Annotated in this window: 28 protein-coding genes; 23 read left to right on the forward strand and 5 right to left on the reverse strand. The window is 57.0% G+C overall.

Annotated features, from left to right (window positions below):
* Positions 1–48: 48 nt before the first annotated feature.
* The 6 genes from pgsA (at position 49) to L6990_RS07800 (ending at position 4,614) form a co-directional block, all read left to right on the forward strand.
* Positions 49–654 carry a CDP-diacylglycerol--glycerol-3-phosphate 3-phosphatidyltransferase gene (gene pgsA, locus L6990_RS07775; protein ID WP_237203543.1) on the forward strand — a complete coding sequence of 202 codons (606 nt, stop codon included), beginning with the start codon at positions 49–51 and terminating at the stop codon, positions 652–654.
* Positions 654–1,157, forward strand: a complete 504-nt coding sequence (locus L6990_RS07780; RefSeq protein WP_237203544.1) for a CinA family protein — start codon at positions 654–656, stop codon at positions 1,155–1,157. The genes pgsA and L6990_RS07780 overlap by 1 nt, the downstream gene beginning before the upstream one ends.
* Before the next feature lie 262 nt (positions 1,158–1,419).
* A complete protein-coding gene (locus L6990_RS07785) occupies positions 1,420–1,869 on the forward strand; it encodes a helix-turn-helix domain-containing protein (RefSeq protein WP_237203545.1) in 450 nt (149 codons plus the stop codon).
* Positions 1,870–1,899: 30 nt separating this feature from the next.
* A complete protein-coding gene (locus L6990_RS07790) occupies positions 1,900–2,163 on the forward strand; it encodes a DUF3046 domain-containing protein (RefSeq protein ID WP_336604476.1) in 264 nt (87 codons plus the stop codon).
* Between the two features lie 213 nt (positions 2,164–2,376).
* Positions 2,377–3,477 (forward strand): recombinase RecA, encoded by a 1,101-nt coding sequence (recA, locus tag L6990_RS07795; protein WP_237203546.1) that lies wholly within the window; start codon positions 2,377–2,379, stop codon positions 3,475–3,477.
* Between the two features lie 126 nt (positions 3,478–3,603).
* Positions 3,604–4,614: a regulatory protein RecX gene (locus L6990_RS07800; protein WP_237203547.1), complete on the forward strand. Its 1,011-nt coding sequence runs from the start codon at positions 3,604–3,606 to the stop codon at positions 4,612–4,614.
* 74 nt (positions 4,615–4,688) lie between these two features.
* Here L6990_RS07800 and L6990_RS07805 read toward each other — a convergent pair whose 3' ends face one another.
* Positions 4,689–5,912 carry an aromatic amino acid transport family protein gene (locus L6990_RS07805; protein WP_237203548.1) on the reverse strand — a complete coding sequence of 408 codons (1,224 nt, stop codon included), beginning with the start codon at positions 5,910–5,912 and terminating at the stop codon, positions 4,689–4,691.
* Positions 5,913–6,028: 116 nt separating this feature from the next.
* Complete coding sequence (locus tag L6990_RS07810; RefSeq protein WP_237203549.1) at positions 6,029–7,126, reverse strand: hypothetical protein; 1,098 nt, start codon at positions 7,124–7,126, stop codon at positions 6,029–6,031.
* Between the two features lie 35 nt (positions 7,127–7,161).
* Between L6990_RS07810 and miaB the strand changes: the two genes are divergently transcribed.
* Genes miaB through dapF form a run of 3 tightly spaced genes read left to right on the forward strand, consistent with a single transcriptional unit; the run spans position 7,162 to position 10,689 of the window.
* A complete protein-coding gene (miaB, locus tag L6990_RS07815; RefSeq protein WP_272879275.1) occupies positions 7,162–8,676 on the forward strand; it encodes a tRNA (N6-isopentenyl adenosine(37)-C2)-methylthiotransferase MiaB in 1,515 nt (504 codons plus the stop codon).
* Positions 8,673–9,677: a tRNA (adenosine(37)-N6)-dimethylallyltransferase MiaA gene (gene miaA, locus L6990_RS07820; protein ID WP_237203550.1), complete on the forward strand. Its 1,005-nt coding sequence runs from the start codon at positions 8,673–8,675 to the stop codon at positions 9,675–9,677. The genes miaB and miaA overlap by 4 nt, the downstream gene beginning before the upstream one ends.
* Positions 9,678–9,732: 55 nt before the next feature.
* Complete coding sequence (gene dapF, locus L6990_RS07825; RefSeq protein WP_237203551.1) at positions 9,733–10,689, forward strand: diaminopimelate epimerase; 957 nt, start codon at positions 9,733–9,735, stop codon at positions 10,687–10,689.
* Positions 10,690–10,742: 53 nt separating this feature from the next.
* Here dapF and L6990_RS07830 read toward each other — a convergent pair whose 3' ends face one another.
* Entirely contained in the window at positions 10,743–11,351 is a 609-nt protein-coding gene (locus tag L6990_RS07830; protein WP_237203552.1) for a class I SAM-dependent methyltransferase, read from the reverse strand.
* A 191-nt stretch (positions 11,352–11,542) separates the two neighbouring features.
* Between L6990_RS07830 and hflX the strand changes: the two genes are divergently transcribed.
* Both hflX and L6990_RS07840 read left to right on the forward strand, forming a co-directional pair.
* Positions 11,543–13,144: a GTPase HflX gene (hflX, locus tag L6990_RS07835; protein WP_237203553.1), complete on the forward strand. Its 1,602-nt coding sequence runs from the start codon at positions 11,543–11,545 to the stop codon at positions 13,142–13,144.
* A complete protein-coding gene (locus tag L6990_RS07840) occupies positions 13,144–15,177 on the forward strand; it encodes an ATP-dependent DNA helicase (protein WP_237203554.1) in 2,034 nt (677 codons plus the stop codon). Before hflX ends, L6990_RS07840 begins: the two co-directional genes overlap by 1 nt.
* 71 nt (positions 15,178–15,248) lie before the next feature.
* Here L6990_RS07840 and lexA read toward each other — a convergent pair whose 3' ends face one another.
* Positions 15,249–15,962: a transcriptional repressor LexA gene (lexA, locus tag L6990_RS07845; RefSeq protein ID WP_237203555.1), complete on the reverse strand. Its 714-nt coding sequence runs from the start codon at positions 15,960–15,962 to the stop codon at positions 15,249–15,251.
* Between the two features lie 219 nt (positions 15,963–16,181).
* Here lexA and L6990_RS07850 point away from each other — a divergent pair, with 219 nt between their 5' ends.
* Genes L6990_RS07850 through L6990_RS07880 form a run of 7 tightly spaced genes read left to right on the forward strand, consistent with a single transcriptional unit; the run spans position 16,182 to position 21,128 of the window.
* The gene (locus tag L6990_RS07850; RefSeq protein WP_237203556.1) at positions 16,182–16,793 is read left to right on the forward strand and encodes a LysM peptidoglycan-binding domain-containing protein; all 612 of its coding nucleotides are present in this window, start codon (positions 16,182–16,184) and stop codon (positions 16,791–16,793) included.
* Positions 16,794–16,842: 49 nt separating this feature from the next.
* Positions 16,843–17,940: a histidinol-phosphate transaminase gene (locus L6990_RS07855; RefSeq protein ID WP_440480490.1), complete on the forward strand. Its 1,098-nt coding sequence runs from the start codon at positions 16,843–16,845 to the stop codon at positions 17,938–17,940.
* Between the two features lie 33 nt (positions 17,941–17,973).
* Positions 17,974–18,606, forward strand: a complete 633-nt coding sequence (hisB, locus tag L6990_RS07860) for an imidazoleglycerol-phosphate dehydratase HisB (protein ID WP_237203558.1) — start codon at positions 17,974–17,976, stop codon at positions 18,604–18,606.
* A complete protein-coding gene (gene hisH, locus L6990_RS07865; RefSeq protein ID WP_237203559.1) occupies positions 18,607–19,287 on the forward strand; it encodes an imidazole glycerol phosphate synthase subunit HisH in 681 nt (226 codons plus the stop codon).
* Entirely contained in the window at positions 19,288–19,458 is a 171-nt protein-coding gene (locus L6990_RS07870; protein WP_237203560.1) for a hypothetical protein, read from the forward strand. It begins immediately after the preceding gene.
* 24 nt (positions 19,459–19,482) lie between these two features.
* Positions 19,483–20,214: a bifunctional 1-(5-phosphoribosyl)-5-((5-phosphoribosylamino)methylideneamino)imidazole-4-carboxamide isomerase/phosphoribosylanthranilate isomerase PriA gene (gene priA, locus L6990_RS07875; RefSeq protein WP_237203561.1), complete on the forward strand. Its 732-nt coding sequence runs from the start codon at positions 19,483–19,485 to the stop codon at positions 20,212–20,214.
* Complete coding sequence (locus L6990_RS07880; protein ID WP_237203562.1) at positions 20,214–21,128, forward strand: SseB family protein; 915 nt, start codon at positions 20,214–20,216, stop codon at positions 21,126–21,128. The genes priA and L6990_RS07880 overlap by 1 nt, the downstream gene beginning before the upstream one ends.
* A gap of 173 nt (positions 21,129–21,301) precedes the next feature.
* On the opposite strand, the gene L6990_RS07885 is transcribed toward L6990_RS07880, so the two are convergent.
* A complete protein-coding gene (locus tag L6990_RS07885) occupies positions 21,302–21,721 on the reverse strand; it encodes a DUF1844 domain-containing protein (protein WP_237203563.1) in 420 nt (139 codons plus the stop codon).
* 359 nt (positions 21,722–22,080) lie between these two features.
* Between L6990_RS07885 and infC the strand changes: the two genes are divergently transcribed.
* The 5 genes from infC to efeO all read left to right on the forward strand — a co-directional run bounded on the left by infC (position 22,081) and on the right by efeO (position 25,825).
* Complete coding sequence (infC, locus tag L6990_RS07890) at positions 22,081–22,704, forward strand: translation initiation factor IF-3 (protein ID WP_409349927.1); 624 nt, start codon at positions 22,081–22,083, stop codon at positions 22,702–22,704.
* 212 nt (positions 22,705–22,916) lie between these two features.
* Positions 22,917–23,111, forward strand: coding sequence for a 50S ribosomal protein L35 (rpmI, locus tag L6990_RS07895; RefSeq protein ID WP_237203564.1), 195 nt, complete (start codon positions 22,917–22,919; stop codon positions 23,109–23,111).
* Between the two features lie 125 nt (positions 23,112–23,236).
* The gene (gene rplT, locus L6990_RS07900; protein WP_237203565.1) at positions 23,237–23,620 is read left to right on the forward strand and encodes a 50S ribosomal protein L20; all 384 of its coding nucleotides are present in this window, start codon (positions 23,237–23,239) and stop codon (positions 23,618–23,620) included.
* Between the two features lie 177 nt (positions 23,621–23,797).
* A complete protein-coding gene (gene efeU, locus L6990_RS07905) occupies positions 23,798–24,628 on the forward strand; it encodes an iron uptake transporter permease EfeU (RefSeq protein ID WP_237203566.1) in 831 nt (276 codons plus the stop codon).
* 24 nt (positions 24,629–24,652) lie between these two features.
* Positions 24,653–25,825, forward strand: coding sequence for an iron uptake system protein EfeO (gene efeO, locus L6990_RS07910; RefSeq protein WP_237203567.1), 1,173 nt, complete (start codon positions 24,653–24,655; stop codon positions 25,823–25,825).
* Positions 25,826–25,831: the final 6 nt, after the last annotated feature.

Here is a 25,831-nt window from a genome sequence, read left to right on the forward strand (position 1 = left end):
AAGTACCCGACACTGCCAGTGACCACTTACGTAAGGACGTGATACGAGATGGCAGAGCAAACAGCTACCACCTCATCCAACTGGAACCTTCCCAACGCTTTGACCGCCCTGCGTATCGTCATGGTGCCCCTCTTCATCTGGCTGCTTTTGGCTGGTGGCCAGCACGGTGAAACCGATATGGGGTTGCGCTGGTGGGCAGTTGCTGTCTTCATCATTGCGATGATCACGGACTGGCTGGACGGGTATCTGGCTCGCTCCCGCAATCTGATTACCAGCTTTGGCAAGATTGCTGACCCCATTGCCGACAAGCTCCTCACGGGGGCAGCTTTCGTGGTGCTCTCTATGCTGGGGGAGCTGTGGTGGTGGGTCACCATCGTGATTCTGGTGCGTGAATGGGGCATTACCGTGATGCGTCTTTTCATCATCAAATACGGGGTTATGGCAGCGTCCAAGGGCGGCAAGCTGAAGACCGTTCTGCAGACCGTAGCACTGGTGCTGATGATTATGCCTCTGGGACAGCTGGGTACCTGGGCACTGTGGCCGGGCTGGATTGCTATGGCAGCCGTCGTGGTGGTTACCGTGGTGACAGGCATTGATTACGTTATCAAGGCGATGCAGCTGCGCCGGGACTACTTCGCAGCTCAGGGGCGCTAATGCAACCACTTGAGCAAGACCTTGAACGAGCCGCAGCCAGGCTAGTGGCAGCGGCTTCTCAGTCAGGGACGACGCTGGCTACCGCTGAGTCTCTGACGGGTGGCTTGCTGGGGCAGCTTATTTGCTCGGTTCCTGGGGCCTCAGCTGTCTATCGAGGTGGAGTCATTTCCTATGCTTCCGAGGTTAAAGCGTCGGTGTTGGGAGTCCCCGCTGATCTGCTAGCTAGCAGGGGCGCAGTTGACCCGGAGGTAGCCCAACACATGGCACAGGGTACCGCCCGGGTATGTGGGGCAGACTATGGGGTTTCCACAACGGGCGCTGCCGGGCCCGAGCCCTGGGACGGTAAACCCGTTGGTCGAGTTTATCTAGCGGTGGCCGGTGATGGGCAGGTATTTTCAGTTGAAAAGAACTATGCGGGTGATCGCCAGAGTATACGTCATCAGGCAGCTTGCGATGCGCTGGTGCTCCTGGCAGATGCTCTTGAAGGTGAGCTATCCAGCTAGGTGGACCGTACGGGTGGAGCTTGCTTGTGATCCCAGGCATCAGCTGTTTACCTAATTCCCAGCAATTCTTCAGATAAATTTCGGTAAAACGGGGAATGAAAGCCCAGGTTATTGGGTTTCAATAGATGTAACAGGAAAAAGTCGTAAGTATACGAAATATTCTTGATTTTCAGCTGACTGCGCAGATTTAGTGCGTTAGGCTGGATAACAACCAGCTTTTGAATCTATCAAAAGCAGATACCCATAGGAGATAGGTATAAAAATGACGAAGCAGCCCGTATCCGTGAACGGTGTCGTCCGTTGGAAGGATGTGGGTCAGACAGAGAATGCTGCCCCAGCCCACGAGACCGGCAAGGTTATCCTTCTGCGTCACGCTATCGGCGAAGTTCTGCGCGATGTTCGCCAGCGCCAGGGCCGCACCCTCCGCGAAGTTTCACATTCAGCCCGAGTATCACTGGGTTACCTTAGTGAAGTAGAGCGCGGACAGAAAGAAGCCTCATCAGAGCTTCTGGCTTCCATCTGCCAGGCACTCGATATCACCCTTTCAGCTATGCTGGCCGAAGTTTCCGCCCGTATGGCGGTTGAAGAAGGTTTCTCTGTGCCTGATACTGTTCCCGCTGAATTCTCTGAGCAGTTCAAGCGCGAATACGGCATCGCAGCTACCTCTAGCCGCGACATCCCCGCTGCAGAGCGCCCTGTAGCGGCTCGCTAATAATCACGAGAAGAGGAGCTGAACCCACAGGTGGGTTCAGCTCTTTTTCTGTACAAGTATGCAAAGGCAACCATGAAGCTCAGTGAATTTTGGGTAGCGATGGAGCATGAATTTGGGTCAGCCTACGCCCGGCATCTTGCTAGAGATCTAGTGCCTGGCGACTTTGGCGACCTGACGGTTGAGCAGGCATTAGCTGCGGGTAAGGACGTGCGCGCGGTGTGGCTTGCCGTCTGTCGTATCCAAGACTTACCCGAAGATCGGTGGCTGGGCCCCGACGTGGCGCAGCGTGCCTAGACCAGTGAATCACTAGAACACTTTCGTACTTAATAGAAAATGTGTTCGAATGTGTGTAGAATGTGTACACATGAAGCTTACGCGCTGACATATAAGACGGTTATCCACAGATTTTCAGAAAATTTACCGAGACCCCCTAAAGTGTCAGCCACAGGTATTACCGTGGTGACCAGAGGAAAACACTCCACCACGATAAGAGACGAGGAAACGTAGATGGCAGCTAAAACCCGCATGCAGACAGTGAGCCAGGTGCCCGCCGAAGGCCGAGAAAAAGCACTTGAAGCTGTACTTGCGCAGATCGATAAGAACTATGGCAAGGGCTCAGTCATGCGACTGGGTGACCGTGAAACCCCTAAGGTTGACACCATTTCAACCGGTGCTCTGGCTCTGGATGCTGCCCTGGGTATCGGAGGGTTGCCCCGCGGCCGCGTCGTAGAAATCTACGGCCCTGAATCATCGGGTAAAACCACCGTTGCTCTTCACGCTGTCGCCAGCGTCCAGAAGGAGGGCGGCATCGCCGCCTTCATCGACGCCGAGCACGCTCTTGACCCTGTCTATGCAGCCAAGCTGGGCGTTGACACTGACTCGCTGCTGGTCTCCCAGCCGGATACCGGTGAGCAGGCCCTTGAAATCATGGATATGCTGGTGGGCTCCGGTTCGGTCGATATTATCGTCATTGACTCCGTGGCTGCTCTGGTGCCCCGCGCTGAAATCGAAGGCGAAATGGGTGACTCACACGTGGGTCTGCAGGCTCGCCTGATGTCCCAGGCACTGCGTAAAATTACCGGCCGTCTTGCTTCAACCAACACCACCGCGATCTTTATCAACCAGCTGCGCGAAAAGATCGGCGTCTTCTTCGGTTCACCCGAAACCACCACCGGTGGTAAGGCACTCAAGTTCTACGCTTCGGTCCGTATCGACATCCGCCGCATTGAGACCCTCAAGGACGGCGCTAACCCCATCGGTAACCGCACCCGTGCCAAGATTGTCAAAAACAAGATGGCACCCCCCTTCAAGCAGGCTGAATTCGATATCCTCTACGGTGAAGGTATCTCGGTAGAGGGTGGCATTCTGGACCTGGCGGTAGACCACAACGTGGTCAAGAAGTCCGGCGCCTGGTTCACCTACGAGGGCGACCAGCTGGGCCAGGGTAAGGAAAACGTCCGCCGCTTCCTCAAAGACAACCCTGAGCTCTGTGAGGAAATCAAGTACAAGACCATGGTTAAGCTCGGTATCGTCGAAGCCGAAGAAGAGCCTGAGGAAGTAGCCAGCGAGTCGGTTGATCCGCTGGATGACATCTCAGAGAACTTCTAATCCTCAAGTTCTTTACCCTATCTCTCGAGAAGCTCTCTACCTAGAGGTAGTGAGGGCTGGTTGAGACAGAGCAAGCCGCTCTTCCCTCTGGGGAGGGCGGCTACGCTTATATGAGAAAGTAGAAGCATGCAGAGTAGCAACTTTTCAGAAGAAACCTTCCTACAGCCGGAGGAATACCCTGCCTGGCACCCTGCAGCTCAGGGCATAGTCCAGGATCTTCCCGACGAAAATGGGGTTTATGCCGCGACTTCTGCACCTGCGACCCCCTACACGGGTAAAGACTCACCGACGGAACATTCTGCCCAGGAGCAGCGTCCAGCTTCGACCTCTTCTGCTTCGGGCACCAACCGCTACACTAAGCGCCGTAACCCCAACCTTAAAAAGGGCTTCCGCCGCCCGCCAGCCAAATATGCTGCTGCTTCACCCTTTGCACCCGCTATTGGGGCAGGCTCCGTTGATCAGCCAGATGCTCCGCAAAAACTCCCGCGGAGCGCGCCGCTCTTCCGTGAAGGCTCCGCCCTCAATGAACCGGTCAGCGATGAAGAGATGCTGCTTCAAGGGGTTACGCCCTTACCGGAAACCGGGAGGGGCAGACGCAAGGCCAAGGAACCTGAGAGCGAGTTCAGCCGTGCCAAGAATACGGTGCTCAACCAGCTGGCGGCCTCCCCGAAATCCCGGTCTATGCTCTACAAGAAGCTGGTTGAGAAAGAGATTTCTGAATCTGTCATTGAAGACGTGTTGGCTCGTTTCGAAGCTGTAGGTCTTGTCAATGATGCTGAGTTTGCCGATGTCTACGTGCGCACCCGCATGAACGTAAAGAAGCTGTCTCGAAGCGCTATTCGTAGGGAACTGAAACAGAAGGGCGTGGAGGGGGAGGCCGCCGAGATTGCACTGGAACAGCGCACCGAGGACGACGAACGCAACGATGCCCACGAGCTGGTGCGCAAGAAGTTGAGGCCATCCATGGACCTTGCTGACCGCCAAGAGAGGGATAAAATCATGCGTCGCCTCGTGGCTATGCTGGCACGAAAGGGCTACCCTTCGGGGCTGGCTTTTAGTGTCGTCAAGCAAGAAATTGATACGTATATGGAAGAGAACCGCATAGAGAACTCAAGCTCGGGAAGCTACTACGACTAAAACTAAGGGCGCCGCCCGCACCTGACAGTGCAAGCGGCGCCCTCGTGCTGTATCGGTGTCTGCGGTAAAGGCTTCTAAGCCCAGCCGGTGGGAAGTAGACCGAAGATGGCAGCCAGGGAGTAGATGAAGGCGACCATGTAGGTGAGGATGAGTAGGCCCTGGATGATGGGGTGGGCCTGCCAGGTGACCGCCCAGACCGGCTGCAGCTCGCCCTTTTTACGGGCAGCATGCAGCATGAGCACCGGCAGAATAGACATGGCAGCACCTGCGAAGCCGCCGGCGTAGCTGAGTGCCGAAACGAAGCCACCCAGACCCGCGAGAGAAATCGCGAGAGGAGGCACAACGGTGAGAAGCACAGCGATGAGGCGCTGGCGGCCTTTCTCGTGCCAGTGGCCAATATCTAAGATGTTGCGCATGGCGGTGTAGCCGATGGCAACGAAAGAAGTGAACATGGCAAGTAGCGCGAAGATGTTAGCAAGGTAGTAAGCAACGGGCCCTAGAGCTTCGCCCCAGGAGAGGGTAACTACTTCTGAGACGTTCTCGCCCAGTAAACCGAGTGCCACAAAGGGAACCAAAGCCAGAGTAAAGCCGGTGGCCGCCATGCCACCCACCAGAGCAGTGGGAATAGCACGAGGGTTGGTATCGCCCAGGCCTCGTACCAGCTCAGGTACGACGTACTGAGCCATAAAGGTGAAGACCGCCAGGTTCATGATGGGGATGATGAAGAAGGGGTGCAGCACCAGCAGGTTTTCGAAGGTGATCCCGGGGCCCAGAATGGTCCAGAGCGAGAGAGCAAGGATGATGGCTGCCATGCCGGTAGTGATCAGCCCCTCGACCAAGCCTGTAGTGTGCAATCCCTTGTACATGATGAAGGAGCCTGCCAAGAAGAAGAGAAGGCTACCGGCCAGCGGCGGAAGCCCGGTGAGATTGCTCAGTAGCGAACCTGAACCAGCAGCGTAGGCAATGAGGGCGCCGATGCTGTTAACCATGATGGCAGCAAAGATAATCCATCTGCCGGCTTGTCCCAGGTACTTTTCTGCAAGGCCTGAAAGCTGCAGGGGCTCTTTGGTGCGCTGGGAAACCTCAGCAATGTACATCATGGAGAAGGTCGTGAGCAGGCCCGCAATGGCCAGAGCTATCGCGAGTGCCAGGAAGCCGCCGTTTCGAGCGGCGTAGGGCAGGCTGAGAATACCGGCGCCAATATTGGTGCCGAAAATGAGTGCGATACCCTGCAGGACGCTCAGGGTGGGGGCAGGGCGCTGGTAGGCAGCTACGCTGGAGGTGATGTTATGGGGCATAGATCAGCTTTCGAGAGAGGGTGGGTGTGTGTCATCTTAGATTGTACGTTGAGGTTTTTAGTCTCCCGGTGGTGAGCTGTGTAGCGTGTGGCAGATCAGCAGGTTGATGGGCTTGGCTAGCTGCCGGCTTGTTCGGCGCGAATACTTTGAATAATTACTACTGCGGCCTCGACTTCTGGCAGGCCGGTCAGTTCTTCTATGGTGAGGACGCCGGGGTAGAGATGCTGTGCCAGCATGAGGGCTGCTTCCTGAAGCTGTCTTTCGCTCAGGTAGGCGGTCAGTGACGGACCCGGTGTCGATGGAAAGCCTAAGAGAACTTCAGCAATGAGCAGGGCGGGATGATGCCAGGCGCTGCCCTCGGCATCGAGAGCCCTGACTGCTAGGTTCCCCGTGCTCAGGCTAGAGGGTGGGGAAACGAATAAGACCACATTGAGGGGTGAGAAATCTCCACTGGTTAACACCGACTGGTGGGGGCTGGTTGCCAAAAGGGTCTCTATTTTACCCCTTGCGCGGGCAAGGTGATCTGCAGGCAGATCACCGCTAGCAACCATTCGCTCTAGCCCCTTGAGAGCTAGAGCGGGGGAAGTGAGTGAACCGGGACTGCTTGCTTTGGGGTCAGCTAGCGACAGCTGCTGCCTGAACCCTTCAATGGTCTTCTGCTGGGCAGGGGAGCCGAGCACCGCCGTCCACAGGTCTAGGTAAGCTCGCAGAGCTAGGGCAGCTTGCTGAGACCCCTGGACCATGAGTTCAGCGCAGCTTTTTAGCTCGCCGGTGCCACCTGCAGCTAGGTCTTCCATCATGAGAATGCGGCGGCCATCATCGGCGGCAAGTAGTTGCGGGTAGACCCCCGGCACCAGTTCACCCAAGGCGGCTAGACCGTGCTTTTCTCTCAGGTAACCAAAGCCCCCAGAATTACTAGCAGCATCGCGACGGCGGAAAAACTTGACGACGCAGCTACTCCTAGCGCTCGCGGTACTACCCGAGGGAGTAGCCGGCTCATCGAAGACCAGGCGCAAAACCACCGACCGCATACCGGCTGACAAAATCTCTGCCGCGCCCACTCGACGTCCTGACGCCTGCTCAGCAAACTCAAGCATGGAGGTAGCCAGTCGCGCAAAAGCAGCCGAGGTCACCGGTGACTCAGTGCTGGACGGAGTGTAAGCGGCAGCTGCAGCCGCTACCAGTGCGGCGAAGCGAGGGGACGAAGCTGACATAGTCACCATTATCGCCTATCTAGTACCCTAGAGAAGTGAGTATTGACGTATCAGTAGAGAAGCCAGAAGAAACAACCAAAACCCGCACCTACGAAGTGCGCACGTTTGGTTGTCAGATGAACGTACATGATTCAGAGCGCATGAGCGGTCTGCTGGAATCCAGCGGCTATGTGCCCGCTGAGGACGGCGAGCGTGCTGACCTGGTGGTCTTTAACACCTGCGCGGTACGCGAGAACGCCGATAACAAGCTCTACGGCAATCTGGGCATGCTCAAGCAAGTCAAAGATATTCACACCGATATGCAGATTGCTGTGGGTGGCTGTCTGGCGCAGAAGGACCAAAACACCATCATTGAAAAGGCCCCCTGGGTCGATGTGGTTTTCGGCACCCATAACATTGGCTCACTTCCCACCCTGCTTGAACGCGCTCGCCACAATAACAAAGCTGAGGCTGAGCTGCTGGAATCCCTTGAGGTTTTCCCCTCAACCCTGCCCACCAAACGCGATAAGGTCTACTCCGGCTGGGTCTCTATCTCGGTCGGCTGTAACAATACCTGCACCTTCTGCATTGTGCCCTCCCTGCGCGGTAAGGAACAGGACCGCCGCCCCGGTGAGATCCTGGCTGAGGTACAGGCACTGGTAGACGACGGCGCTATTGAGGTCACCCTGCTGGGCCAGAACGTCAACTCCTACGGTGTAGGTTTTGGCGACCGCCAGGCTTTTTCTAAACTACTGCGGGCCTGCGGTGAGATTGAGGGTCTAGAACGCGTCCGTTTTACCAGCCCTCACCCTGCCATGTTCACTGATGATGTCATTGATGCAATGGCAGAGACCCCCAACGTCATGCCCGTGCTGCATATGCCTCTGCAGTCCGGTTCGGATAAGGTGCTTAAAGATATGAAGCGCTCCTACCGCTCCAAGAAGTTCTTGGGGATTCTGGAGAAGGTGCGCGAGCGCATCCCTGAGGCTGTTATTACCACCGATATCATTGTGGGCTTCCCCGGTGAAACTGAAGAAGACTTCGCTGAGACTCTGCGCGTGGTTGAAGAGTCACGCTTCTCCTCGGCTTTTACTTTCCAGTACTCGATCCGCCCCGGCACCCCGGCTGCTACCATGCCTCACCAGGTACCCAAGGCTGTGGTGCAGGAACGGTATGAGCGCCTGACTGCCCTGCAGGACCGCATTGCCGGTGAAGAGAACCGTAAGCAGATGGGCAAGACCGTTGAGCTCATGGTCACCGCTGAATCAGGGCGCAAGGCTGAGCAGACCCACCGACTTTCTGGCCGTGCCCGAGATCAGCGTCTGGTGCACTTCTCAGTGCCCGCAGGTTGCGAGGTGCCCCGCCCCGGTGACCTGGTCACCCTACCCATCACCGAAGCCGGTTCTTTCCACCTGATTTCAGACCCGGACGCCAGCCAGTACTCGGTGCGCCGCTCGCGTGCAGGGGATGCCTGGGACCGAGCACAGGCTGACTCATGTGGTACCGGCACCACCCAGGTCCCCGGCTCACCGGTATCACTGGGTTTCCCGACCATCGTGAAGCGCTCATGACATCTTCCGCTGATGTAACCGCTGAGCTGGCGCACGCCACTGTCGCGGGTGCTCTGCCGGTCATTGCCATCGTCGGCCCAACGGGTAGCGGCAAGTCTGATCTTGCTATCGACCTGGCCTTAACCCTAGGGGGGGAGTGCATCAACGCTGATTCCATGCAGTTCTACCGCGGTATGGACATCGGCACCGCTAAAGTTACCGCTGAGGAAATGAGCGGGGTGCCCCACCACATGCTGGATATTCTGGACGTCACCGAGGAAGCTTCGGTCGCCGTTTTTCAGCAGCAGGTGCGTCAGAGGATTGCTGAAATTCAGGGCCGTGGCCGTTATCCCATCGTGGTGGGCGGCTCTGGTCTCTACGTACGAGCAGCTCTAGATGTGCTGGAGTTCCCAGATACGGACCCAGATGTACGTGCTGCATTGGAAGATGAACTCAAAGCCAAGGGCCCCGGTGTTTTACACGCCCGGCTGCTGCAGGTAGACCCTGAATCAGCGGCACGGGTCAAGGACGACCGCCGGCTGGTGCGAGCCTTGGAGGTCTACCAGGTGACCGGTCGGCCCTTTTCGTCCTTTATGCCTACCCGTCAGTATGTCCAGCCTTCCCTGCAAATTGGTCTTAACGGAGACCGGGCACAGCTGCACGAACGCCTGCATGAGCGGGTGGTTCTCATGGAAAAGGCCGGTCTGCTGGCGGAAGTAGAGACACTGGAGGCACAGGGACTACGCCAGGGCAAGACGGCCTCTAGAGCTATCGGCTACCGTGAATTCTTGCGCCTTTTGGATGCTGAGCGCGGCCAGTTGCCTCAGGGCGAGAAGTACACGGTGGAAGAAGCCATCGACGATACAGTGACCGCAACTCGCCAGTTCGCACGCCGGCAGATCACCTGGTTCTCGGCTGACCCTAGGGTTACCTGGCTGGACTGGTCAGATGCTGAGAAACCAGACCGAGCGATAGAGGCTATCCGACAGTTTGAGGCTACAAACCCTGCCCGGAGCAACTAGACTGAGGGGCAGATGAAGAGGTCTATTGTGAGACCAACGACCGAAAGGGATACCAGTGGCTACCCATGTATATGAAGCTCCTGTCTGGGGAGACCTCACCGGCAAAACCCTGACGAAGGGGCATGCAACGGGCAACGATTTTATTTTTATCACTGACCCATTAGGTGAGCTGGACCTTCCTGCTGAACTGATTGCACAGGTAGCTGACCGCCACTTCGGCATTGGTGCAGACGGGTTTATCCGCGCGGTCAAAACCAAAAATCTGGACTTTGCCAGCCATCTGCTAGAAGCTCATCCCGAGGCAACATGGTTTATGGACTACCGTAACGGTGATGGTTCCATCGCTGAGATGTGCGGCAACGGCGTGCGCGCTTTCGTGGACTACCTGCTCAGTGAAGGCCTGATAGAACTTGAAGAAGGTGGACGCCTCCTCATCGGAACCCGAGCAGGTGTCAAAGCCGTGGCTAAAACTGATACTGGCTACGCCATCGATATGGGCCCCTGGGGCTTTATCAACGGTGACATGGCACGCGATAACGGCACTGACGCCCAGGTGACCGCTAAGGGCCTCAAAACCCCGCGCGGCGCACTCTCCATCACCATGGGTAACCCCCACACCGTGGTCATGCTAGGGACCGACGGCAAACTGGATGGACTCAACCTCCACGAAGCCCCTAAAGTTTCACCTCGGCCACCTGAAGGCACCAACGTCGAATTCGTGGTCCCCGAAGAAATCTCAGCAGAAGACGGTGACCCAGCCACCGAGAATATCGGTCAAATCCGCATGCGCGTGCACGAACGCGGCGTCGGCGAAACTCTCTCCTGTGGCACCGGCGCCTGCGCAGCCGCAGCAGCCACCCGCTTCTGGGGTGGAGACGACGCCCCCGACGAATGGCTGGTGCGCGTCCCCGGTGGAACCCTAGCAGTCACTTTTGTGCTCGGACCGGATGAACTCGAACACGTCGTCCTCGCAGGCCCCGCCACCATGGTGGGTAAGATTCTCCTCGGCTAGGGAGAAAGCGAGAGGTGGCGGCTGCTAGAACGCGGCCGCTCAAACTCTCATGGTTAATCTGCGGGGTTGTGCACCTGCAGAATGCGGAAGCCCTTGGAGGTAGCGTAACGGCTAACCTCCAAGGCCGGGAACTGAGCGCTCAGCCACTTGTGCAGAGAGTCAGACCCCAGGTTCTTTTGGACCACCAGGTAGGCAGAGCCGCCGGGGGAGAGCCGGGGGAGCCACCGGTGCATGATCTCGTGCAAGACCTCTTTACCCACTCGAATGGGAGGGTTAGACCAGATGGTGTCAAAGGTGAGACCCTCGGGTAGTGACTCTGGGCTACCCACCGTCACGTTGGACAGCCCCAGCTGAGCTGCGTTCATCTCGGTGAGTTGGGCAGAACGAGAGTTCACATCAACACCGTAGACCGCAGCTTCTGGTGCCCACATCGCCAAGGCGAGGGTAATAGGGCCCCAGCCGCACCCAATATCCAGGAGGTTTTGACCGGTAGGTGCAGGAGCCTCGTCCAGCAATATCTTGGTGCCCTTATCCACACCACCGGGGCTGAAAATACCGCCCGCTGTCATTACAGTGACTTTCTGCCCAGCCAGCTCAACAGAAAGGGGCTTGGGGGTGAAGTCGCCGGTGGGGTTTTCAGAAAAATAGTGCGCTGAACTCATAGACCACCATTTTACGGCACCCGGCCCACTTGGTGGACGGTGCGGAATATCTGACGAGAACAACCCATTGCTCGATAGCCACCGGGGCTTAAGCCACCAAAGAACACCCCCGCCTTTTAACCCGCACCCTCTGCCCCTAGCCCTCCCACCCCGGTAGAATAGAACACAGTTTCTAACCCGAGAAAGGCACTATGACCGAAAACGCACACCCCAGCCAGACCACCAATCTGCCATCTGATGAGCAGCTCCGCCTCACCGTTGACCGGGTGCTGGGCAGGGCAGAAAGCAGCGGCAACGTGCTGGGCGAACGCGCTCGCGAGCTTTCAAACAACCAGAGCGAACACTCCTCCTACGATGGTGAACAGCAGGATCTTGAAGAACGCCGGGCACTGCGCCGCGTTGCTGGCCTGTCGACCGAGCTTGAAGATGTCACTGAGGTCGAATACCGCCAGCTGCGCCTTGAACGCGTAGTGCTGGCAGGTGTCTGGAGCGAAGGAACCCTGGCTGAGGCGGAGAACTCTCTGCGGGAGCTGGCTGCGCTGGCTGAGACCGCTGGTTCTGAGGTTCTGGATGGTCTTGTACAACGCCGACTCAAGCCCGACCCCGGTACTTTCTTGGGCTCCGGTAAAGTGCTCGAACTCAAAGATATTGTTGAATCGACAGGTGCCGATACGGTGATTGTGGACGCCGAACTGGCACCCTCACAGCGTCGTGCTATCGAGGACATCGTCAAGGTTAAGGTCATTGATCGAACCGCTCTGATTCTGGATATCTTTGCTCAGCACGCAAAGTCCCGCGAAGGTAAAGCCCAGGTTGAGCTAGCCCAGCTTGAATACATGTTGCCGCGTCTGCGAGGTTGGGGTGCTTCCCTTTCTCGTCAGGCAGGTGGCCGTGCTGCCGGTGGTGAAGGTATTGGCTCGCGTGGGCCCGGTGAAACCAAGATTGAGCTGGACCGCCGTCGACTGCGCGCCCGCATGGCTAAGCTCAAGCGCGAAATCGCTGCGATGGCACCGGCTCGCGAAACCAAGCGTCTTAACCGCAAGCGAAACCGAGTGCCCTCGGTGGCTATCGCCGGCTACACCAACGCCGGTAAATCCTCGCTCCTTAACCGCCTGACGGACGCCGGTGTACTGGTCGAAAACGCTCTCTTCGCCACCCTTGACCCCACCGTGCGTAAGGCGCAAACTCCAGATGGGGTTGGCTACACCCTCTCTGACACCGTAGGTTTCGTGCGCTCACTGCCCACTCAGCTGGTTGAGGCCTTCCGCTCCACCCTCGAAGAGGTGGCGTATGCTGATGTAATTGTCCACGTGGTCGATGTATCGCACCCTGACCCCGAGGGTCAGATTCACTCGGTTCGTGAAGTCATTACAGAGGTTGAAGCTCAGAACATTCCTGAGATTATCGTGCTCAACAAGGTTGATGCTGCGGATCCCTACGTGGTTGAACGCCTGCGTCAGCGCGAACCCAACCACGTGGCGGTCTCTGCCCGTACCGGTGAAGGCATCGAGGAACTGCAGCAGAAAATTGCTGACACCATTCCTCGCCCCTCCATTGAACTCAATCTGCTGGTGCCCTATGCCCACGGTGAGATTGTTTCCCGCCTGCATCAGTGGGACGCGGAAATCCTGCGTACTGCCTTTGTCTCTGATGGCACCTACGTTCAAGCGCTGGTGCGCGATGAGGTGGCCTCAGAACTATCGGAGTTCGTTCTAGACGATGAGCTTTATGAAATTCTGCAGCCCGAAATCGATGAGGCGGTGGCTGCTGGCGCCGTCGAAACCGTCCGCTAATGAGTAAAACCGTCAGCGCACCCACCGGGCAGGAGTTAGAAACCCTGCCCGGTGCAAAACCGGCTTTAGAACTTCTTGACACGGTGGTTGAGCGTAGCGGGGGCCAGAAACGGGATGGTCAGCGTACCATGGCAGCACACGTTGCCCGTTCGCTGGATGCTGAAAAGCACCTGCTGGTTCAGGCTGGCACCGGCACCGGTAAGTCTCTGGGCTACCTGGTCCCTGCTATTGTTGCCGCCCAGCACAGCGAGAAACCCATCATCGTTGCCACCGCCACCCTGGCGCTACAGTCCCAGATTGTTAACCGCGATATCCCACGCCTCCTCGAGGCGCTGGGGGACCAGCCCGAACACGAAACTGATGTAGCCATTCTCAAGGGCCGGAACAACTATGCCTGCCTGCACAAGGTTGAAGGCGGCTACCCTGAGGATGACGGTGAAACCCTCTTTGAAATGGATGCTGCTACCGGCGCTACCGGCAAACTGGGCGAGGAGATTCTTCGCCTGCGCTCCTGGGTGCAGACTACCGATACCGGCGACCGCGATGAGCTGCTTCCCGGCGTCAGTGACCGTGCCTGGCGGCAGGTTGCTGTAACAGCCTCGGAATGTCTGGGGCGTAAGTGCCCCCTCATTGAGGAATGCTTTAGCGAAAATGCCCGCACCCAGGCAGCCGATGCAGATATCGTCATCACCAACCACGCACTGTTGGCTATCAACGCCTTTGAGGGTGTCAATGTTCTGCCTGAACACGAGATCGTCATTATCGACGAGGCCCACGAACTCGCGGACCGAGTGACCGGTGCGGTGACTGGTGGACTTTCACCGCTCATGGTCAGCAAAGTCGCTCGTAGCGTCCGCAAACACACCACCGCCGACCATAAGGCTCTAGAGCAGGCTGCTCTAAAGCTGGATGATGCTCTCAATGGTGTGCCCGCTGAACTGATGGCGAGGGGTCTGCCTGACCGTGTTGCTGCGGCAATGGAACAGGTACGAGATGCCGCTCGTTCTGCCCTCACCGATACCAAGTCTGGTGAAAAGGATTCAGATGCTGGACGGCAGATGACGCGTGCCAGCCTCACCGAGGTGCACGATACCGCCGAGAAGATGCTGCAAGCAGACCCTCAGTACCAGGTGATTTGGGTATCCCGCCAGGGTTCGTGGGAACCGGGGCGTGGTTACGTGGCAGCGTCTGATGATGACCCTGCAACCCTCAACATCGCACCTATTTCTGTGGCGGGGTATCTGCGTGAGGGTCTCTTTGACGGCCGCACCGTGGTGCTCACCTCGGCAACACTGGCGCTGGGGGAGTCCTTTGAAGCAACAGCTGGCGCCCTGGGTCTGATGGGTTCAGGCGCACCACGCTGGGATGCCATCGATGTAGGTTCACCCTTCAACTACCCTAAACAGGGCGTTCTCTACCTAGCATCAGATTTACCCAAGCCAGGACGCGGAGTATCAACGGAACAGCTGGACCGAATCGTCGAGCTAGTGACCGCCTCGGGCGGCGGTGCGCTGGGCCTCTTTTCTTCTAAACGAGGTGCTGAACTTGCCGCCGAATACGTTCGTGAGCGAACTGACCTCAATATCCTCTTACAGGGGGAATCATCCCTGCGTGCACTGGTTAAAGAATTTGGTGACGATACAAACTCCTGTCTCTTTGGCACCATGAGCCTGTGGCAGGGCGTGGACGTGCCGGGTGATTCCTGCCGACTGGTCATCATGGATCGCATCCCCTTCCCTCGGCCTGATGACCCGCTGTCACAAGCACGTTCGCGTGCTGTCGCCCAGAACGGTGGCAATGGCTTTATGGCGGTATCGGCCACTCACGCGGCTGTTCGTATGGCACAGGGCGCAGGTCGCCTGGTGCGCTCGGTCAACGACCGTGGCGTTGTTGCGGTTCTGGATTCAAGAATTGCTACCCAGCGGTACGGTAGCTACCTGGTGAAAACGTTGCCGCCTTTTTGGGCGACCCAAAATAAGGACGTCGTGCTTGGAGCTTTGGAGCGTCTGGCACAGACTGTCGAGAGCCCATAGGGGTAGAGATAAATAAGGAGGGCTAGGTGAGCATGACCTAGCCCTCCTTATATGAGGTGGTATTGAGCAAGTTAGAGGCTACGCAGAACCGAAACGACCTTACCCATGATGGTGGCTCGGTCACCCAGGATTGGTTCATACTGGGTGTTCTGGGGCAGAAGCCAGGTGTGACCATCACGCTGGCGGAAGGTTTTTACTGTGGCCTCGTCCTCTAAGAGTGCTGCAACGATGTCGCCGTTTTGAGCGGTATTTTGGGTGCGGACCACGACCCAGTCACCGTCACAGATAGCGGCGTCAACCATAGAATCACCCTTGACCCTCAGCATGAAGAGGTCACCGTTTCCCACCAGCTGGCGGGGCAGGGTCATAACATCCTCAATTGATTGCTCAGCGGCAATCGGAGAGCCAGCTGCGATGCGACCAACCAGCGGCACCGTCGCTAAGTCTTCGCTGCTCTGTTCGAAGGTGGGCAGCAGGGGCAAACGAAGCACAGAGGTCTCTGCAGCTGGTTCCGCTTGCTCACCCTCACCAAGAATTTCGATAGCACGCGGTCGTTTGGGGTCACGGCGAATGTAGCCCATCTCTTCAAGACGGGTCAGCTGATGAGTCACCGAAGAAAGAGACGCTAAACCTACGAGGTCACCAATTTCGCGCATGGACGGCGGATAACCGTGCTCATCGATGGCCTCTGAAATTGCCTCAAGAATTTTTTTCTGGCGGGCGGTAAGCGGGCGAGACCCCTTATTTCTAGGGCTGGCCGGAGTGTGCTGAGTGCGTTCGCTCACGGTGTGCTCGTCTCTGTTGGTCCTAAAATGTCAGCCACCCGTTGTCTACTGAGTTAGGTGGTCTTCTAAGACTATGCCACCAAAACAGTTTATTCAAACATTTGTTCTAATTTTTCTCGACTATGTTCGATTTTTCTGATAGAACATAAGTACTAGATTTTTTAGAACATTCATTCGACCGGTGGTTGAATGTTTGAGCAGTCGTTAGGAGAAGGACACATGAGCGCTATCGCCCTACCGGATTTTATGGCTCCCGCTTCCGTGAAGAAGCCCCTCACCTCATTGCAGGCACAGGCTGACGCCGGCCAGCGTTCAGGTTCAAAGGCTAACTCAACTTTCTCTTCACCCCAGTATCGTATTCGTACCGTTGAGCCTGGAACTTTTAGGAGACAACACAGCGCTGGTGCAGCTGTAGCTAGGCCCGCTCAGCAGGGTCAGCTCCTCACCGCAGCTTCTGCGTCTCAGGCTCCTCAGAACATCAGCAAACAGAAAAAGCATGGATTTCTGGGAGGGGCAGTGCGTCTTACTCGTAAAGGCCGCTTGGTTTTCCGTGGCATCCCTGCACTAACCCTTGCTGTACTCGTTGTGTTGGGGGCCTTGGCCTTCATGAGCCCGGGCGAAGCGAAGAGCTCGACCTCCGACATGGCAACCCAGGTGAGTTCAACCATGACGGTGATGCACGGTGACTCACTCTGGTCCATTGCTGCTAAAGTTGCCCCGGGGCAGGACAACCGAGACGTCATTAACCACATCATGCAGATTAATGATTTGAGTACTGCCCGGGTTGAGCCTGGTCAGGTGCTTGAGGTGCCGGTCTACACTTCGAAATAAAATGTTCGATATGAGCTAGCGCGGCTAGACTGGTGGGGTGACTAATTCTATGGATTCTCTCTCTGACCTCCCGTTGCGCGATGATTTGCGGGGCCGTTCGCCCTACGGCGCGCCCATGATAGATGTGCCCGTGACGCTCAACGTTAACGAGAATACACACTCTATGCCCGCTGAGGTTGTAGAGGCGATTATTCGCGATGTAGCTGCCGCAGCTCTTACGCTCAACCGCTACCCCGATCGCGAATTTTCTGTTTTGCGGCAGGAATTAGCAACCTATCTTGGTCACGGTCTGACCGCAGAGAATCTTTGGGCAGCAAATGGCTCCAACGAGATTCTGCAGCAAATCATGCAGGTCTTTGGTGGCCCCGGCCGAAGCGTCATGAGCTTTGTGCCCACCTACTCTATGTATCCCCTCCTCGCGGACGGCACCAACACCACCTTTATTGCTGGCTACCGTGCAGAAGACTATTCCCTGTCCATCGAGTCGGCCCTTGCTCAGATTCGGGAGCACCGCCCCAATATCGTCATTCTGTGCTCACCCAACAACCCCACCGGTACCGGCCTTGACCTGGCCGTGATCGAGGCTGTTTATGAGGCAGTTGCAGCTGATAACGGCATTGTAGTGGTCGATGAGGCCTACGCTGAATTTGCCCAAGACCGCTCCCAAAATGCCCTGACACTACTCCCTGGGCGTCCCAACCTGATTGTTACTCGAACCATGAGCAAGGCCTTTGCCCTTGCGGGAGCTCGCCTTGGTTATTTCGCAGCGGCCCCCACTGTCTGCGACGCCGTCCGCCTGGTTCGCCTGCCATACCATCTTTCGGCAGTCACCCAGGCGACCGCTGTAGCTGCCCTTCGCCACCGCCAGCAACTCCTGGCTAATGTCGATGATATTCGGGCGCAGCGCGATCGCATCGTAGATCATCTGACCGGCTTGGGCCTCAAGCCTGCGGTATCAGACTCAAACTTTGTCTTTTTCGGAGGCCTGAAGGACGAGAAAGCGGCCTGGCAATACTTACTGGATGCCGGCGTCCTGGTCCGCGATAACGGTATACCCGGCTACTTGCGAGTCACCGCCGGAACAGAGGCAGAAACCAGTGCATTCTTAGAGCATATGACGGCCTACATCGAGACATTCGAGCGATAATTTTTCTTGACCACACCATATATTGAGGTAGACATGGCAGTACCCCACGAAACATCAACTGGCCTAGGCCCCCGCATCGCAAAGATGGAGCGCACAACAAGCGAGTCATCGGTCAGCGTGGAAATCAATCTGGACGGCACCGGAGTGTCAAACATCGACACCGGCGTACCTTTCTATGACCATATGCTGACCGCGCTCTCTAAGCACTCACTCATTGATATGACCATCAAGTGCTCGGGGGACACCCACATCGATGTGCACCATACCGTAGAGGACACCGGCATCGTGCTGGGCGAGGTTCTTCGTCAAGCACTGGGCGATAAGGCCGGCATTCGCCGCTTTGGTACCGCAACGGTGCCCCTGGATGAAGCCCTGGCGTCGGCGGTTGTTGATATCTCAGGCCGCCCCTACCTGGTGCACACCGGTGAACCTGCCGGGTTCGAGTTCCACCTCATCGGTGGGCACTTTACCGGTTCGATGGTGCGTCATGTATTTGAAGCTTTTGCTTACCATGCCGGTATTTGCCTTCACATCAACCTGCTGGGTGGCCGCGATCCCCACCACATCGCTGAAGCTGAGTTCAAGGCACTGGCACGGGCCCTACGTCAGGCAGTAGAACCAGATCCCCGCCACGCAGGTATCCCTTCCACTAAGGGAGCCCTCTAAATGACAGAGCCCCAACAGAAACCTTTAGTTGTCGTTCTGGATTATGGCGCGGGAAACGTCCGTTCAGCGGTTCGTGCCCTTGAGGAAGCCGGAGCAGAAGTGCTCCTGTCACGTCGCGAGACAGATGTGCTGGGCGCTGATGGTCTGGTGGTGCCCGGGGTTGGTGCTTTCAAGGCCGTGATGGACGGTCTCAAGCAAGCAGATACTATCCGAATGATCGGACGTCGCGTGGCTGGTGGGCGCCCAGTTCTGGGTATCTGCGTTGGTCTTCAGGTGATGTTTGAGCACGGCGTTGAACACGGTATTGACACCGAAGGTTTGGGTGAGTGGCCCGGAACCGTCGAAAAGCTCCAAGCTGATGTGGTGCCCCACATGGGCTGGAATACGGTGCGCCCGCCGGCTAACTCCCGCCTCTTTGCTGGGATCGAAGACGAGCGCTTCTATTTCGTGCACTCCTACGGCGTGCAGACCTGGGACTTTGACCAGAACATCGAATCTATGGTGCCCCCTCAGGTCACCTGGTCCCATCACGGAAGCGACTTCATCGCCGCCGTCGAAAATGGGCCTTTATCGGCGACCCAATTCCACCCCGAAAAATCAGGGGAAGCAGGTATTAAGCTCTTGCGTAACTGGTTGAACACCCTGCCGGTGACCGGCCGTATCACAGTGCAGGAGGCCTAAATGTCCGCTTCTACCTCAGGCCTGCTGCTGATGACCATTGGCATGATGTTTATAGGCGGTGCCTACTCTTTTTACCGACAGAAAATTACCTGGATAGCCCAGCTTATTTTGCTGCTGGTAGGGCTCGGCTTCGCGGGCTACGGCCTATACATTGTGCTCAACTACGGGTAAAAAACCTCATTTTTAGGAGAAACTATGACTGAACGACTTGAACTATTGCCCGCAGTAGACGTTGCCGATGGTCAGGCTGTGCGCCTGGTCCAGGGTGAGGCTGGCTCTGAAACCAGCTACGGCAGCCCCCTCGAAGCGGCCCTCGAATGGCAGAACGCCGGCGCAGAATGGTTGCACCTCGTTGACCTGGACGCCGCATTTGGCCGCGGTGACAACATTGACATTCTGGCTGAAGTGGCCCAGGAGCTAACCATCAAGGTTGAGATGTCCGGTGGTATTCGCGACGACGCTTCTTTGGAGCGTGCGCTCTCCCTCAACCCTGCTCGCATTAACCTGGGCACCGCCGCACTGGAAAACCCCGACTGGACCCGTAAAGTCATCGCTGAACACGGGGATGTCATCGCAGTTGGGCTGGACGTCCGCGGGGATGTTCTTGCTGCTCGCGGCTGGACTAAAGAGGGCGGCAACCTCTGGGAGGTGCTTGACCGCCTGAATGAAGACGGGTGCGCCCGCTACGTAGTTACCGATGTTACCAAGGATGGCACCCTGCAGGGCCCCAACCTGGAACTGCTGCGCAAGGTTGCTGAACGCACCGATAAACCGGTAGTTGCCTCCGGTGGTATCGCTACCCTGGACGACATTGCTGCTCTGCGCACCATGGTTCCCCACGGCGTTGAAGGTGCCATCACCGGTAAGGCCCTCTACGCAGGCAAGTTCACCCTGCAGCAGGCACTTGATGTAGCAGGCCGCCCCTAATGACCGACTTCTCGGACCGAGTGCACCGTGCCCATACCCACGGGCACGGTGTCGGCGGTGGAGCTAAACGCGACCTGCCTGCCCACATCGCCGCACAACTGGCCAGTGCCGGGCAGAAAACTGACACCGGCGGGCAGCCCTGGGAAGGGCGAAACCTTGCTGAGGGCACCAGCCACACTCACCAGTACCCGGGCGACCAGGGTACGACTGACCCAGCTCTGCAACAGGTATTTGACGCTTTTGTTGCCGGCGAGGTTGATGAAGCTGCAGTGGTCGATGCCCTGCGCAACGTGCGTATTTTCGCCCCCGTCGTAGCCCAGCTCTCCCAGGCAGAAATCACCGAAGCTGGGTTAGTCTCAGATAAAGAATCAGATATGGCTCTGGTTAGTATTCAGGCTCCGGACGGCCGTAAGGCGTTACCCATCTTTACAGCGGTGGACGCTTTGACCGGCTGGCACGATTTAGCTCGACCCGTTGCTGCAGATATGCGCAAAACGGCCCTGTCAGCGGTGGAAGACGAAAACCAGCTGATTGTTATCAATCCCGGTCAAAACCTGACTTTTGTACTGCGCCGCCCGGCCTTCTGGGCCATCGCTAAAGGTCAGGAATGGGTGCCCTCCTACCGCAACCCGCAGGTAGCCCAGGCACTCCAGGACATCGCTGCCCCTATCCCCTCAGTGACTGCTGTTGAGGCAGCTCCGGGCCAGGGAGTCTATAGCCGCACAGCAGACGGCACAGTGCTCGCAGGCGGCGGTCACGGGCCCGAATTAAAAATTACCCTGCGCCTAGCACCGGGTCTTACACAAGACCAGCTCAACCACACCGTGCAGACCTTCCAGCAGGGGCTGGCCATCAACCCGGTCATCTCTGAGCTGGTTGACTCCGTGCAAATCTCCCTAGCGGCTGCCTCATAGCTAGGGACGAAAGGACGATACCGGCACAAGCTATGCAGAGCTAAGGGGGGCATCCCTCCGTCGACTGACCCTCTCGCAGGCTCGCAGAGCTCGCACGCGATTCACGCCAGCCCCGACCAGTTGACTTACGGGATGCCCACCTTTGCTCTCCTACGCGGGGCAGGAACGTCCTTTTAGAAGACCGGGCCGGTGAACTTTTCGCCGGGGCCCTGACCTGGCTTGTCGGGGAAGGCTGAAGCTTCGCGGAAGGCCAGTTGCAGGGAGCGCAGGCCGTCACGCAGGGGAGCGGCATGCTGTGAGCCAATTTCTGGTGCCGCCGCGGTGACAAAACCTGCCAGGGCAGTGATCAGTTTGCGAGCTTCGTCCAGATCTTTGAGGTCAGCGGCGTTTTCTTCTGCACCTAGCCCACACTTGACGGCGGCGGCGCTCATCAGGTGGACTGCGGCGGTGGTGATGACCTCAACTGCTGGAACTTCGGCGATATCCCGCATCTGGGCGTTGACTTCTCTGACCTGCTCAGCGGTTACACCTTCTGGGAGGTGGCCTTCATCGGGCTGTTGGTCTTCAAAACGGTAGGTAGATTCGTTACTCATGGTTACTAGAATCTCACATAGGTTGCGACCGGTGTGAATCGCCGGTCACACTCGGGCATTTTATTGCCTTTTAATCCTTGAAAGGGGCCTCTAAGCCTTGATAAATGGGGGCAAAGCACGTAGAGTTCTAAGGTGTTTGCAAGCGGAACGTTTTTAGTTCCCACCCGAATCAGCTCCAGGGTTGACGGGTTTTGGCCTCAAGGCCGCAGTATTTTGTTGCGTGCAGTTGAGGTCAGGGTTATAAGCCTCCGTTTGCGTTACCACAATGGGGGCTTTTTTAGTCCCCGAGAGAAATTCACGGGTATATCCCTACAAGCAACAGGAGCTTAGTCATTAGCGATCCCCGCATTAACGACCGTATTCGCGTTCCGGAAGTCCGTCTCGTCGGCCCCGGTGGTGAACAGGTCGGTATTGTCCGTGTAGAAGATGCACTGCGTCTTGCTCAGGAATCCGATCTCGACCTGGTTGAGGTTGCCCCTAACGCTAAGCCGCCCGTGTGCAAGTTGATGGACTTCGGCAAGTACAAGTACGAAGCCGCTGTCAAGGCTCGTGAGTCTCGCAAGAAGCAGGTTAATGCCTCGCTGAAGGAAATCCGTTTCCGCCTCAAAATTGACACCCATGACTACGAAACCAAGGTAGGGCACGCACGTCGTTTCCTTGCCGGTGGTGACAAGGTCAAGGCTATGATTCAGTTCCGTGGTCGTGAACAGCAGCGCCCCGAGATGGGTGTGCGTCTGCTCGAGCGCATGGCGAATGACCTGGTTGAGGTGAGCTCGATTGAATCGAAGCCTCGCGTTGACGGTCGTAACATGGTGATGGTTCTTGCCCCGCTACGCGGTAAGCAGGAAGTCCGCCGTGACGCCCAGCAGGAGAGCAGCCGCAAGGGTCGCGAACGCGTTAACACCACTGAGGCAACCCCTGTAACTAACTCGCTGGCAGATGCAATGCCTGCTGAGCTCAAGGCGCAGGCGTCAGCCGAATAAGGAACTGGTTAGACTACCGGTGCCGCATGCAATATGTGCGGCGCAAGGTCAAAAATTTACGCATAATCCCGCCGTCCTCACGGTCAGGTGGTTGATGCAGCGTGAAAACCAAACCCCTTTCATAGACGGGCCCGCTACTGCGGTGTTCGTTTAGTGTAGAGTTCCTCATCGCCCGAGAGGGCGGGAGGGTAGAACGTAAGGAGAATCGGCTCATGCCGAAGCAGAAGACCCACTCTGGTGCAAAAAAGCGCTTCAAGCTCACCGGTACCGGCAAGGTTAAGCGCCAGCAGGCCAACCGCCGTCACTACCTTGAGCACAAGTCATCACGCGTGACCCGCCGTCTGGCATCTGACCAGATCGTCGAAGGCGGTCAGGCCAAGGTCATCAAGAAGATGCTCGGTAAGTAAAACCGTCTTCTTGATGAAGCTTTGACCTTCCCTTCTTGGTAAGGTCGCACCAAAGTAGATAATTATTTCTCTCCTGCGCAACGCTAGGTTATTAGTTGCCAGGACATAGATGTTAGGAGACACACGTGGCACGTGTGAAGCGCGCGGTTAACGCGCACAAGAAGCGCCGAGTAATCCTTGAACGCGCATCCGGCTACCGTGGCCAGCGTTCACGCCTTTACCGTAAGGCTAAAGAGCAGGTCATTCACTCACTGGTTTACAGCTACGACCACCGTCGTAAGAAGAAGGGCGATTTCCGTCGTCTCTGGATTCAGCGTATCAACGCAGCTGCCCGTGCAGAAGGTCTGACCTACAACCGCTTCATCCAGGGCCTGAAGGCTGCTGAGGTTGAGGTTGATCGCCGTATGCTGGCTGAGCTGGCTGTCAACGAGCCCGCTGCTTTCTCAGCACTGGTTAAGATCGCTAAGGACAACCTGCCTGAGGATACCTCAGCTCCCAAGGCTGCCTAAGCTCTAGCTTTCTAAGCTGATAAGGGCGCCGCTGCTCCCCGTTTGGGGGAGTGGCGGCGTCCTTTTGTGCGCCTGTCAGAAATATTTGAACGAAGGTTAGCAACAGGTCGTATTTAGAGCACATTAAGGCGTATGATAGGTGAGCCTAAGTAAATGTCTTCAGTGTAGAAGAGAACCATGTTTCAAAACTTTCTCATTGGCCTGCGCGAGGGGCTAGAAGCCGCCTTGGTGGTTGGTCTGCTACTCGCCTATGTCCGTAAAACCGGCAAAGCGCGTCTCGTGCCTAAAATTTGGCTGGGTGTCGCCGCCGCTGTATGTGTATCGCTGGGTTTTGGAGCGCTTCTGACCTTTGGGCCGCGCGGCCTCACCTTTGAGGCGCAAGAGGTTATCGGAGGCACGCTCTCCATTATCGCCGTTGGCTTTGTCACCTGGATGATTTTCTGGATGGCAGAAAACTCTAAGCACCTTTCCCAGGAACTGGGGCAGAAAATTGATGCCGCCCAGGCAAGCACGGCTGCCGTTATAACCATTGCAGCGCTGGCGGTAGGGCGCGAGGGGCTAGAAACAGCGCTCTTTCTCTGGGCTGCCTCCCAGTCTGCAGGCAGCGGTGCAACCGCCTTGGTCGGTGCACTTTTGGGTATTCTGATTGCCATCGCCCTGGCCTGGCTTATCATGCGCGGGGCTTTGAAACTCAACCTTGTAACCTTCTTCCGCTATACCGGCATTTTCTTGATCTTTATTGCCGCAGGTGTGCTCGCCTACGGAGTGCACGACCTGCAAGAGGCGGGTATTCTGCCTGGCCTGCACCACCTGGCTTTTGACCTTTCCCACGTCATTGCACCTACCTCACTGGTTGGCACGCTACTCAAGGGAATCTTCAACTTCTCACCGGCCACCACCTGGCTTGAAGCAGGTGCATGGTTGCTATACACCGGTACCGTGCTCACAATCTTCCTGACCAAGCACAAGGCACCCAAGCCCGCAGCAAAGCTGGCAGCGGCGTCCTAACCCTCATTCCGAAAAGGTAACACCATGAAAATTTCTCCCACAACCACCGGCGTAGCACTCACCGTGACTCTGCTGGCACTGACCGGCTGCACCGATAACACGGCATCCAACTCGGCAGACGGAGCGGTGATGGTATCGTCTACCGAAAGTGAATGTAACCTATCGACCACCGAGGTTAAGGCTGGTAAAAATACCTTCTCAGTCACTAATGACGGCAGCCAGGTGACTGAGTTCTACGTTTTGGCTGAGGACGGTCTGCGCATTATTTCAGAGGTGGAGAACATCGGCCCCGGTATCACCCGGGACCTGACCGTCAATCTTGCAGAAGGCACCTATAAAACCAGCTGCAAGCCTGGAATGGTGGGGGATGGAATTATCGGTGACCTAACCGTTGCTGCCAACCCAGACGCTAGCCCCGTGTCTGCGGATGAGCAGGCTCTGCGCGATACCGCTATCACCCAGTACACTGCTTACGTCAAAGACCAGACTGAGCAGCTCAAAACCAAGACCGATGCTTTTGCAGATGCTTACGCTGCCGGGGATGACGAACAAGCCCGCTCACTCTACGCCGCTGCTCGTCTGCACTACGAACGGATTGAACCGGTTGCTGAGTCATTCGGTGATCTTGACCCACTACTGGACCTCCGTGAGGCTGACCTTGAAGAGGGGCAGACCTGGACCGGCTGGCACCTGATTGAAAAGGACCTCTGGCAACCTACCGCAGAAGATAACGACGGTAAGGCTTATACACCGCTGACCGAGAGCCAGCGCAAAGAAGCCGCCACCAAACTTAAGGAAGACACCCAGAGCCTCTACGATCAGACCCGAGACCTGGAACTAACCCTGGATCAAATCACCAATGGTGCTAAGAGCCTGCTCGATGAGGTGGCCTTCTCCAAGGTCACCGGTGAAGAGGAAATCTGGTCACACACCGACCTTTCCGACTTCCAGGGCAACATTGATGGCGCTAGGGTGGCTTTCGAGGATGTCCGGCCTCTGCTGGAATCCAAGGACGCTGAGCTGGCTCAAACCATCGACGCCAAGTTCACCGATATTCAGAGCCTGCTTGATCAGCACCGAGACGGTGAGGGATTCGTTGCTTATACCGAGCTGAGCGAGGAGCAGGTGCGCGAACTTTCTGACGCTATTGATGCTCTGAGTGAGCCCCTCTCTCAGCTCACCGGCGTCCTTGTCTAAATCTCA

The sequence above is a fragment of the Rothia endophytica genome, assembly GCF_928381505.1.
In the GTDB taxonomy this organism is placed as follows: domain Bacteria; phylum Actinomycetota; class Actinomycetes; order Actinomycetales; family Micrococcaceae; genus Rothia; species Rothia endophytica_A.